An 11,375-nucleotide genomic window follows, 5' to 3' on the forward strand; every position below is an offset into this window, starting at 1 on the left:
CCCATAATTATCGCTTTGTTTCGGATATGCCTCTATGTACCTCCTATCGTATGTTCTGAAAAATAAGATGGTAGATATCTACCGTTCTGATGCTCTATAACAGTTGAGTAGTGTATGACCGGCTCGGAGCAATTCACTACGTAGGGACTGGGGCTCGAGCACCGTGATATGGACGCCGCTGTTGGTGTACTGCAGGGCCCAGAAGGCCGTGGCCCATTGCGGTGCCTTGATGACCACCTCGTAGACGTTCTTCTCTATTTGCGTCACTTTCGCGTCATTGAACCAATCGAATACGGGCTCCAATCCTCCCTCGACGCGTAAACGTATGGGGACTGCCTCACCATCGATGGGATAGGGGCGTTCGCTCATGAATGCCGTGATATCTATAGGGTTTCCCGCATCGTCGGTGAAGCTATCGAACGTACGTTGAATGGAGTGGTTGGCGTCTTCCACCCGGAGATTCCGAATACGCTCAACGTGAAGATATGACAGGTCGTCATAGGGTTGCAGATGGCAGATGAGATAGTATTTCTCATTCTTGTATCGAAGGTCGTAGGGGTCGGCGGTATATTCCTTCGGCTTGCCGGCTGCGTCGATGCGGGGGATCAGTTCCCCGTTGACGTCATAAGTGCAATAGTGGAAGTGTATTTGGCGCTCATGGGCTATGGCGTCGTTGAGTTGCTCCACATTGCTCAAGAATTCCCGATTGTAGTGAGGCGGAGTGAGTAGGGTGCCAAGACCGTCGAGCTGCCCGGAACGGCCCGCGAAGGCGTACATCTTGGCAATGAGGTCCCTGAGATATTCGCCGTCCGAACGAGATAGTGCGGCTCCATCCGCAAGCAATCTCATCTGGGCGGTATCGAATATGGGTTCGATATACCAGCCGGTCTTTGGGTCGATGCTTTGCGCGTTGATGAGATCCTTCCGCTCTAGCTTTCCGACTTTTCGACCGAACGGTTCGATTGCCGCTAGGGTGTGCAGATGACCTCGGACGGTCTTCTCGGTTACTCCCAGTTGCTTGCTGATCCATACGGCCGAGACCCCATGCTCCCGATCGGTGTGCGCGTCAAGCAGCTCAAGAATCTCCACGACGATTTCAGCCGTGGAAGGTGCGCTTTTCATTGATCCAGACATACACTCCACCTCTCAGAAGTCCATTCTCCAAGCCTTCCATGGCAACTTTCCTGAGCGTCATTATAAGTTGACGAACGTCAGGAGAGGTCGCATCGCTTCTCGACAGGATAGGTGGCGAGGCGATGCCGACAATGCCGATGTCATCATCATGTTCGAGCTGCACATGATCGGATATTTCGTCAACAAAAGGATTGACAAACAGTAGATATGTACTGTTCTTCTCGTTGAGATGTGATGATCGGCATACGATACATTTTCCGGAAAGGACATTAATGACGAGCGGTGATGATTTCGTGCATCTGCATGTACACAGTTCATTCTCGATGATTGACGGGGGTTCATCCATCAGCGAATTGGTTCAGACGGCGGTGGACATAGGGCAGCCCGCTATCGGATTGACCGATCACGGTGTGGTGAACGGACTGTTCGACTTCTGGAAGACCTGCCGACAGACAGGGATACAGCCGATACTCGGATTGGAAGCATACGTCACCCCTGAAACCGATCGGCGTGATACGTCACCAGTCTCATGGGATCCGACTCCGCGCCGGCGTCGGAATCCCGATGATGTCGGAGGGAATGGAAGGTTCACCCATCTGAGTTTGTGGGCGGAAACGGACGAAGGGCTGGAAAACATGTTCTCGATGTCATCCGCCGCGAATCTCGAAGGCAGAGTCGGATGATATCCACGAATGGATCGGGAACTGTTGTCACGATATGCCGCAGGCCTGATCTGCGGCTCTGGTTGCCCGTCGGGTGCGATTCAGACGAGATTGCGGCTGGGACAATTCGACGACGCCCTCCGTATGGCGGGCGATCTTCAGGACATCTTCGGACGGGGGAGTTTCTTCGTTGAAATCATGGATCACGGACTGGAGATGGAACGGCGGGTGCGGTCCGGTCTGCTTGAAATTGCCCGCAAACTCGATGCTCCCATAGTGGCGACCGCAGACGTGCATTATGCGAGTCCTGCGGCCCGGATAGCTCAGGAGATGCGCATGTGCATCGAATACGGTGACAGTTGGAACAATCCATCTCGGTTCCGACTTTATGGAGAAAGGTATCACCTACTGTCCGGACACGAGATGAGAAGTCTGTTCGCGGACATTCCTGAGGCATGTGACAATACGTTGCTTATCGCCGAACGATGCCGGGCCGGTTTTCATCCTCAAGCTGAAGGTTCGTTGATGCCGACCCATAATTATGGTCCGGAAGAATCTGCAGCCAGTGCTCTACGTCGGATGGTCGAGGCCGGGGCGGACCGTCTGCATGGTGCGATGACCGTTGATATCAGGAAACGTATGGAGCAGGAACTGTACGCAATCGGACTTGTTCATGCGGAGGAGTATCTGCTGGCGGTCGCGGACATGAAGCAACAACTTGAGGAATCGGGTTACGTGTTCGCCGACAGTGAAGGGAGAGCAAGGGCCAGTCTCGTGTGCCATGCATTGGGCATCACTCATGCGAACCCGATGGAGCTTGGCATGTCGGCGGGTCGTTTCATCAATGGGAGGAATCCGAAATTCCCTGTGGTGACGCTGCGCGGCGAATCGGGGATTGCCCCGCTCGCGTTGAAGGTGCTGCGCGAACGATACGGGGAGGGCTATGTGGCGCCCACAGCGGAGTACGTGAAGTACGGGTTGGCGAAAGCCATCAGAGCGGTGTCCGGCGCACTCGGACAACAGCATGATGTATCCTCCGGTGCGGAGGCAATCGGCGACTGGATGCACGATGAACGACTCAGGGGTGTAGAGGATCGCATAGCACAATTCCCGCAGAGGCGATTCGTCCGTGAAGGGTCCATCGTGCTCAGTGCCCGCCCTCTGTCGGGGTTCACATCGCTCATCCAACAAGTGGATGGAACCGTTGCCGTCGCATTCGATTCGCACACATGTGCGGAACTGGGGCTGCCGAGGGTGAACATCTTGGGATCCACGGCTTTAGCGCGCAGCAAGAATAAACAACAGTTCGGCACCTTATTTTGATTCACAAAAAGCATTGCCCGCTGGCGCATATCGTTCCTGCGCGGGGAATCAGGACATATTCATAGCCGACAAGACTCTAAGGTATGGTTGACCTCATGGCTGAAACCGGGAACTTCGTACATCTGCATAATCACACGCACTATTCGCTGCTGGACGGCGCCTCGAAGATTCCCGCGCTGGCCAAGCGCGCGGCCGAACTCGGCATGCCCGCCATCGGCATCACCGACCATGGCAACATGCATGGTGCGTATGAGATGTACACCAACTGCGTCGCCAACGGCGTCAAGCCTATCATCGGCATCGAGGCGTACGTGACGCCCGAGACCGCCCGGCAGGATAAATCGCGCGTGCACTGGGGCACCGAAGCCCAGCGTCGCGACGACGTCTCCGGCGGTGGCCTCATCACCCATATGACGATGTGGGCGGAGAATGACGAGGGTTTGGTCAATCTGATCAAGGCATCCTCGGTGGCGAATCTCGAGGGTCGCGTCATGCGTTATCCGCGTATGGATAAGGAGGTGCTCGCCACCTATTCGAAAGGCGTGATCGCGTCGTCGGGTTGTCCGTCGGGCATCATCCAGACGCGTCTGCGTCTGGGCCAGTTCGATGAGGCGTTGCGTGCGGCGGGCGAGTTCCAGGACATTTTCGGCCGGGACAATTTCTATATCGAGCTGATGGATCACGGTCTCAAGATCGAGATGCAGGTGACCCGGGACCTGCTCGACATCGCGAAGAAACTCAACGCCCCGTTGCTGGCGACGAACGATTCGCATTACGTGCATGCCGAGGACGCGCAGGCACAGGACGCCATGCTGTGCATCAACTCCGGTTCCCGGCTCGACGACCCGGACCGTTTCAAGTTCGACGGCACCGGCTACTTCATCAAGACCGCCGAGGAGATGCGCGAATTGTTCAAAGAGCATCCCGAGGCGTGCGACAACACGTTGGAGATCGCGGAGCGTTGCAACGTGATGTTCGACGATCACGAGGACGGCGCGTTCATGCCGCAGTTCGCCTGCCCGGAGGGGTGGGACGAGACCAGCCTGTTCTTGAAGAAGGTGGAGGAGGGGCTCGAGAGGCGCTATGACGGGCATCCGCCGCTGGACGTGCTGAAGCAGGCCGACTACGAGTGCGGCGTGATCTGCCAGATGCAGTTCTGCGGCTACTTCCTCGTCGTGGCCGACTACATCCAGTGGGCCAAGGACCACGGAATCATGGTGGGGCCCGGCCGTGGCTCGGCCGCAGGCGCCATGGTTGCCTACGCGATGGGCATCACCGAGCTCGACCCGTTGAAGCACGGTCTGATTTTCGAACGCTTCCTGAACCCGGAGCGCGTCTCCCTGCCGGATATCGATGTGGACTTCGACCCGGAGGGCCGCGCCCGCGTGATCGAGTACTGCGGTGAGAAGTACGGCACCGACAAGGTGGCGCAGTGCGTGATTTACGGCACCATCAAGACCAAGCAGGCGTTGAAGGACTCCGCGCGCATCATGGGCTACGAGTTCTCGGTGGGCGAGAAGGTCACCAAGGCTTTGCCGCCTGCCGCGACCGGCGGCAAGGACATCTCCCTGCACGATATCTTCGACCCGGCGGCCAAACGGTACGCGGAGGCGCGCGAGTTCCGCGAGATGTACGAGTCCGACCCGGACGCGCGGCGCATCACCGACGAGGCGAAGGGCATCGAGGGCCTGATCCGCCAGACCGGCGTGCATGCGTGCGCGACGATCATGGGCAGCGCGCCGATCACGGACACGTCGCCCCTGCTGGAGCGCACCGACGGCACCATCACCACCACGTTCGAGTATCATACGTGCGAGACGCTGGGTCTGGTGAAGATGGACTTCCTGGGCCTGTCCAACCTCACGATCATCCATGACACGCTGCGCAACATCGAGGCCAACGGCAAGCCGGCCATCGACTACACGAAGATCCCGTTGGACGACAGGGAAACCTACCAGTTGCTGTCGCGCGGCGACACGCTGGGTGTGTTCCAGCTCGATTCCGACGGCATGCGCGCGCTGCTCAAGACCCTGAAGCCCGATAACTTCAACGACATCTCCGCACTGATTGCCCTGTACCGTCCGGGCCCGATGTCGATGGACTCGCACACCAACTACGCCAAGCGCAAGAACGGCCTGCAGAAGATCACGCCGATCCACCCCGAGCTTGAGGAGCCGTTGAAGCAGGTGCTCGACGAGACGTACGGCCTGATTATCTATCAGGAGCAGGTGCAGTCCGCCGCGCGTATCCTGGCCGGCTATTCGCTGGGCAAGGCCGACGTGCTGCGGCGTGCGATGGGCAAGAAGAAGCCCGAGGTGCTGGCCAAGGAGAAGGTCCCGTTCTTCGCGGGCATGAAGGAGCACGGCTACTCCGAGGAGGCCGCCACCGCCGTGTGGGACATCCTCGTCCCGTTCTCCGGCTACGCGTTCAACAAAGCGCATTCGGCCGCCTACGGTCTGATTTCCTACTGGACCGCGTACCTCAAGACCCACTACCCGGTCGAGTTCATGGCCGCCCTCCTGCAGGGCGCGGCCACCAACAAGGACAAGACCGCCCTCTATCTGGGTGAGGCGCGTCGCATGGGCATCCAGGTGCTCTCCCCGGACGTCAACGAGTCGGTCTACGAGTACTCGGCCGTCGGCGACGTCGTGCGCTTCGGCCTCGGCGCGATCCGTAACGTGGGCGACAAGGCCGTGGCTGACATCATCGCCGAACGCGAGGGCCTGCGCGGCAAGTTCGTGAACTTCATGGACTTCATCCGCCGCGTGCCCCTGACCGCCCTGAACAAGCGTTTGGTCGAATCGTTGATCAAGGCCGGCGCCTTCGACTCCATCGACCCGAACCGCCGCGCCCTGTTCACCGTGCACGAGGCCGCCATCGACTCGGTCGTGAGCCTCAAACGCAAGCAGGCCGAGGGCCAGTTCGACCTGTTCAGCGACGACGAGGACGGGGGAGCGGAGGCCATGGGCGACGCCTCCGTGAGCGTGCCCGACCTCGAGGAATGGGACAAGAAGACCAAGCTCAACTTCGAACGCGAGATGCTCGGCCTGTACGTGTCCGATCACCCGCTCTCCGGCATGCAGTCCGTGCTCGCCAGCCTGCGCGAGATGTCCATCGCGCACCTCATCGACCGCGCCAAAACCATGCCCGACGGACAACAGGTCACCCTCGCAGGCCTCGTGACTGGCGTGGACCGGCGCGTCTCCAAGAAAGGCAACCCCTGGGCCATCGTCACCATCGAAGACATGGAAAGCAGCATCCAATGCATGTTCTTCGGCAAGGTGTACGAGGCCGCAGCCGCCGAACTGGCCGTTGACACGGTGGTGCAGATTCGCGGGCAGGTCGAAATGCGCGACGAGACCGTGTCTCTGCGCGCCACCGACATGCAGGTGCCCACGCTGGAGGCGGAGGATGAGCGTCCGCTGGTCATCACGCTGCCGCCGGTGGCGTTGGACCGTCGCCGGATGACCGAGCTCGGTCAGGTGCTCGCCAACCATCCTGGTTACTGCGAGGTGCATCTGGCGGTGATGGACGAGAAGGGCAACGCCCAGGTCTTCACCTTCGGCGACCGGTTCCGCGTCAAGCGCGACACGTCGCTGTTCGCCGAGATCAAGATTCTCTTCGGCCCCAGCTGTCTGCCCGCCGCCTGACGGGGTGGGTTTCGAGCCGGCGGTGGGGCAAGACATGATGTCCCGGCCGGCTCGCATGGCCTTCCTCCTCATTTTCCGGGCATATTCACTCCATGAAGAAGACGATTTCGGCGGTTCTGGGTATATCCGCATCTGTCCGGGTGAATCATACGGAAACCATCGAAGACGATTTCGGCGGTTCTGGGCATATCCGCATCATGGAGAACCACCATGGAGAAGGCTGCGCTGTCGGTTTTGGGCATATTCGCATCATGGGGAACGACTGCCCTGTCGGTTCTGGGCATATCCCTACCGGTTATTCTGGGCATTCGCGTGTCATAAGCGGGATTCTGGGCATGTGGTCACCATGAAGATGCCCGTAGCCGGGTTTCATGGCATGGATATGCCCAGAACCTGGAGAGCGGCCTTCCTCGTAGTGGGAGAATGCCCAGAATCGTGCGGAATCATGCACGATGGGCATCAGCATCCGTGGTGTCGTGGAGTGCCCAGAATCGTGCGTGGAATCATGACTGGAATCGGCGGGGATAGTCGCTGCATGGCACGGCGAGTCCGATTGGGCTGTTGAATGGATGCTCGTCTGTCCGTCGAGGGATACCTGGCGTTGTTGCCCGGCCATGAGCTGGCTCGACGACGCCAATAGCCTGCGGCAGACGTCGTGACCGAGCCAGAGCATGGCTTGGCGGCTACGCTGAGTGCGGTAGCGTCGGCATCAAGCCACCGTATGGCCTGCCGACGACGCGAATCGCCTTCTCAGCGTCGTCGGCAGGCCAGCTCATGGCCGTGCAACCGCGCTGAGCCCGTAACCGTTGGCGAACGGCCATCGCATGGCCCGCTGGCGACGGCAATTATCGCCTCAGTGTCGTCGGCGGGCCAGCTTATGGCCGGCTGACGCCGCTAGGACAGTGCCAAGGCCCCAATCGCGCGCTACGATGGAAGCTGTGACTGATGCAGGCGAGCAACGTTGGATGGCTGAGACTCTGGAGAGATTGTCCCGCTCGCAATTCCGCGCCAAATTCGTATTGACCGACAAGGATCGCGCCTACGCGAGAGCCAAGGGCAAGGAGACGATCGACCGGCACGCGCATGAGATGCTGCGGGACCGGGTCGGTGCCGCCGAGCCGAAGAACGACGGCAGGCAGACGCCGTGGCGCGGTCATCCGGTGTTCACCGCCCAGCATGCCACTGCCACCTGTTGCCGCGGATGCATCGAAAAATGGCATCACATCCCCAAAGGACGGCCATTGACCGACGAGGAGGTGAACCGTCTCGCCGACCTCGTCATGGCATGGATCGAACGCGACCTCGTCAATCACCCCGTTCATCCGGCGCATCCGGTCCACACTGTCCAGCCCGTCCAACCTGCTCGCCCGGTCCGTTAGTCGAGGACAAGCCCGAATGCGGAAGAGCCCGAAATAGGGGTGCGCAGGGTGGTAACGGAGTGCCGCAGGAGTAGCATGAAGGCGGAAATCCGTTTCCATAGCGAAAGGATCGTCATGAGCGAACAGCAACTGGTTTCCCCTGAACTGACGTTGAACGACAAGGCGCATTCCGTGATTCCCCAGATCGGATTCGGCACGTTCCAGATTCCGCCCGAAGACACCCAGCGTGCCGTCGAGGAGGCGTTGGAGATCGGATACCGTCACATCGACACGGCCGCCGCCTACTACAACGAGGAGCAGGTGGGTGATGCGCTCAAGGCCACCGGCATGGCCGGCAAGGTGTGGGTGACCACCAAGCTGCGCAATTGCGATCAGGGCTACGACTCCGCCATGGTGGCGTTCGAGGAATCCCGCCGCAAGCTCAAGGTGGACGTCATCGACATGTATCTCATCCACTGGCCGTTCCCCGCCGCCGGTTTCTACAAGGAGACGTGGCGCGCGCTGCTCAAGCTGCGCGACGAGGGCGCGATCCGCGTGCCGGGTGTCAGCAACTTCCTGCCCGAGCATCTGCGCGGCATCATCGAGGATTCCGGTCAGGCTCCGGCCGTGAACCAGATTGAGGTGCATCCGCGCTATTCCCAGCCCGGCAACCTCGCCTTCTGCAAGGCTCACGGCATCGTGGCCGAAGCGTACAGCCCGCTCGGTCACGGCAAGGACATCGAATCCGATTCGGTGACGGCAGCCGCCAAGGCCCATGGCGTCACGCCGGCGCAGGTGGTGTTGCGCTGGCATACGCAGGAGGGGCGCATCATCATCCCGAAGTCCAAGCACGTCGAACGCATGAAGGCGAACCTCGCCAGCACCGGCTTCGACCTGACTCCCGCCGAGCTCGAGGCCATCGACGCATTGGACGACCCGCACGCCAACGTGAGCGCCGACCCCGCCACGTTCACTCATTCGCAGTCGTGGGCCGATCAGCACGTACGCGGCAACATCTGATTCCGGATTCGGGCGGTACCCCGATTCCGTATTGGCATTCACCTGATTCCAGCTGGATTCCAAGCGGATTCCGGCGGATAGCGCGCAAAATGCCGCACCACACCGCACGGTGTCTATGGCGTGTCGGCGGAAAATGCGACATGATGTCCATCAGCAATGGTTGACAGACTGTCAACCAACCCACAAGGAGGCGGACATGTATTATTCCAACGGTAATTACGAGGCGTTTGCCCGTCCGAAGAAGCCGGCCGATGTCGACAAGAAGTCGGCCTACATCATCGGCACGGGCCTCGCCGCCCTGTCGGCGGCCTGCTATCTGGTGCGCGACGGCCAGATGCCCGGCGACCACATCCACATTCTCGAAAAGGACCCGGTGCCCGGCGGCGCGTGCGACGGCGCGGAGATTCCCGGCCTTGGCTACGTGATGCGCGGCGGTCGCGAGATGGACAACCACTTCGAGGTGATGTGGGACCTGTTCCGCTCCATCCCCTCCATCGAGACCGAAGGCGTCTCGGTGCTCGACGAGTACTACTGGCTTAACAAGGAGGACCCGAACTACTCGCTGTGTCGCGCCACCAAGGAACTCGGCAAGGACGCCGGCACGAACGGCAAGTTCGGACTGAGCGACAAAGCCTCGCAGGAGATCATGAAGCTCTTCTTCACCCCGGATGAGGAGTTGTACGACAAGCCCATCACCGATTTCTTCGACGACGAGGTGCTGAACTCCAACTTCTGGATGTACTGGCGCACGATGTTCGCCTTCGAGAACTGGCATTCCGCGCTCGAGATGAAGTTGTACATCAAGCGCTACATCCACCACATCGGCGGACTGCCGGACTTCTCTGCCCTGCGCTTCACCCGCTACAACCAGTATGAGTCGATGATCCTGCCGATGGTCAAGTACCTTGAAGGCCATGGCGTGCAGTTCCACTACAACACCAAGGTCGAGAACGTCGAATTCGCCATCGGCGGGGGAGACGGCCCCAAGCGCGAGCACACCGGGGTGGGTCAGGACACCATCCTCAAGATTCAGGCCACCTCCGGAGTCTTCAAGCGCAACCCGTACTCCAGCCCCACCAAGAAGCTCGCCGTGCGCATCGACCTCGACCATGAGGGCGAGAAGTCGTCCATCGACCTGACCGAGAACGATCTGGTGTTCATCACCAACGGCGGCTGCGTCGAGAACTCCACGATGGGCTCGCAGCACGCACCCGCCGCTTGGAACCCGGATCTGAAGCCCGGCGGCGGCTGGGACATGTGGAGCCGCATCGCCGCGCAGGACCCGAGCTTCGGCCACCCGGACAAGTTCTGCTCCGACCCGCAGGCCACCAAGTGGATGAGCGCCACCGTCACCACGTTGGACAAGGAGATTCCGCCCTATATCCAGCGCATCTGCAAGCGCGACCCGTTCACCGGCAAGGTCGTCACCGGCGGCATCGTTACCGTCACCGATTCCAACTGGCTCATGAGCTGGACCCTGAACCGTCAGCAGCAGTTCCGCGACCAGCCCAAGGACCAGCTGTGCGTGTGGGTCTATGGTCTGTTCCCCGACAAGCCCGGCAATTACGTCAAGAAGCCGATGACCGAATGCACCGGCGAGGAGATTTGCGAGGAGTGGCTGTACCACATGGGTGTGCCGACCGACAAGATCGAGGCGCTCGCCAAGAACCACGCCAACACCGTGCCGGTGATGATGCCGTACATCACGGCCTTCTTCATGCCGCGCGCAGCCGGTGACCGTCCGGATGTGGTCCCTGATGGTGCCGTCAACTTCGCATTCCTCGGTCAGTTCGCGGAAACCCCGCGCGACACGATCTTCACCACCGAATACTCGATGCGCACCGGCATGGAGGCGGTGTACACCCTGCTTGACGTCGACCGTGGTGTGCCGGAGGTGTGGGGCAGCGTCTACGATGTGCGTAATCTTCTCAACGCCACCGTCAAGCTGCGCGACGGCAAGCCGGTCACGGATATGAAGCTCAACTTCGTGGAGAAGGCCGTGCTTGGCAAGGTGCTGAAGAAGCTCGACGGCACGGACATCGCCACACTGCTCAAGGAGTACCACGTAATCTGACGCGTGCCTTGGCATTCGGCCGGTCCGGTCGGTTGGTGTGATTGGCATCGACTGGTTATCGATTGCGGTCTGGCATGACTGGTTGGTGGTGACGGGCTGATTTGGCCGGTTGATCAGGGTGTGCTGGACTGACTGGTTGGTGGTGACGGGCCGG

General features: G+C 60.2%; 7 protein-coding genes and 1 pseudogene. 7 read left to right on the top strand and 1 reads right to left on the bottom strand.

What is annotated here, in order from left to right:
- Positions 1 to 78: 78 nt before the first annotated feature.
- Complete coding sequence (locus tag BG22_RS09600; RefSeq protein ID WP_140495102.1) at positions 79 to 1,134, bottom strand: YafY family protein; 1,056 nt, start codon at positions 1,132 to 1,134, stop codon at positions 79 to 81.
- Between the two features lie 272 nt (positions 1,135 to 1,406).
- On the opposite strand from BG22_RS09600, the pseudogene BG22_RS09605 reads away from it, so the two are divergent.
- From BG22_RS09605 to BG22_RS09635, 7 genes and pseudogenes are all read left to right on the top strand, one after another.
- Positions 1,407 to 1,991, top strand: a pseudogene (locus tag BG22_RS09605) (PHP domain-containing protein); the annotation flags it as partial.
- Positions 1,992 to 2,375: 384 nt separating this feature from the next.
- Entirely contained in the window at positions 2,376 to 3,119 is a 744-nt protein-coding gene (locus tag BG22_RS11255; RefSeq protein ID WP_258186316.1) for a hypothetical protein, read from the top strand.
- A 95-nt stretch (positions 3,120 to 3,214) separates the two neighbouring features.
- The gene (dnaE, locus tag BG22_RS09615) at positions 3,215 to 6,769 is read left to right on the top strand and encodes a DNA polymerase III subunit alpha (RefSeq protein ID WP_140495108.1); all 3,555 of its coding nucleotides are present in this window, start codon (positions 3,215 to 3,217) and stop codon (positions 6,767 to 6,769) included.
- Between the two features lie 92 nt (positions 6,770 to 6,861).
- Entirely contained in the window at positions 6,862 to 7,119 is a 258-nt protein-coding gene (locus BG22_RS09620) for a hypothetical protein (protein ID WP_140495110.1), read from the top strand.
- Positions 7,120 to 7,734: 615 nt separating this feature from the next.
- Complete coding sequence (locus BG22_RS09625) at positions 7,735 to 8,148, top strand: DUF4186 domain-containing protein (RefSeq protein ID WP_258186317.1); 414 nt, start codon at positions 7,735 to 7,737, stop codon at positions 8,146 to 8,148.
- A gap of 114 nt (positions 8,149 to 8,262) precedes the next feature.
- Positions 8,263 to 9,147: an aldo/keto reductase gene (locus BG22_RS09630; RefSeq protein ID WP_140495114.1), complete on the top strand. Its 885-nt coding sequence runs from the start codon at positions 8,263 to 8,265 to the stop codon at positions 9,145 to 9,147.
- A 196-nt stretch (positions 9,148 to 9,343) separates the two neighbouring features.
- Positions 9,344 to 11,221 (top strand): oleate hydratase, encoded by a 1,878-nt coding sequence (locus BG22_RS09635; protein ID WP_140495116.1) that lies wholly within the window; start codon positions 9,344 to 9,346, stop codon positions 11,219 to 11,221.
- Positions 11,222 to 11,375: the final 154 nt, after the last annotated feature.

Origin of the sequence: Bifidobacterium sp. UTBIF-78, assembly GCF_006408945.1 — a bacterium.
GTDB classification, from domain to species: domain Bacteria; phylum Actinomycetota; class Actinomycetes; order Actinomycetales; family Bifidobacteriaceae; genus Bifidobacterium; species Bifidobacterium myosotis.

Coding starts and splice junctions, on each gene's coding strand:
- BG22_RS09600 (WP_140495102.1), bottom strand. CDS start 1,134: ATGTCTGGATCAATGAAAAGCGCACCTTCCACGGCTGAAATCGTCGTG.
- BG22_RS11255 (WP_258186316.1), top strand. CDS start 2,376: ATGGTCGAGGCCGGGGCGGACCGTCTGCATGGTGCGATGACCGTTGAT.
- dnaE (WP_140495108.1), top strand. CDS start 3,215: ATGGCTGAAACCGGGAACTTCGTACATCTGCATAATCACACGCACTAT.
- BG22_RS09620 (WP_140495110.1), top strand. CDS start 6,862: ATGAAGAAGACGATTTCGGCGGTTCTGGGTATATCCGCATCTGTCCGG.
- BG22_RS09625 (WP_258186317.1), top strand. CDS start 7,735: ATGGCTGAGACTCTGGAGAGATTGTCCCGCTCGCAATTCCGCGCCAAA.
- BG22_RS09630 (WP_140495114.1), top strand. CDS start 8,263: ATGAGCGAACAGCAACTGGTTTCCCCTGAACTGACGTTGAACGACAAG.
- BG22_RS09635 (WP_140495116.1), top strand. CDS start 9,344: ATGTATTATTCCAACGGTAATTACGAGGCGTTTGCCCGTCCGAAGAAG.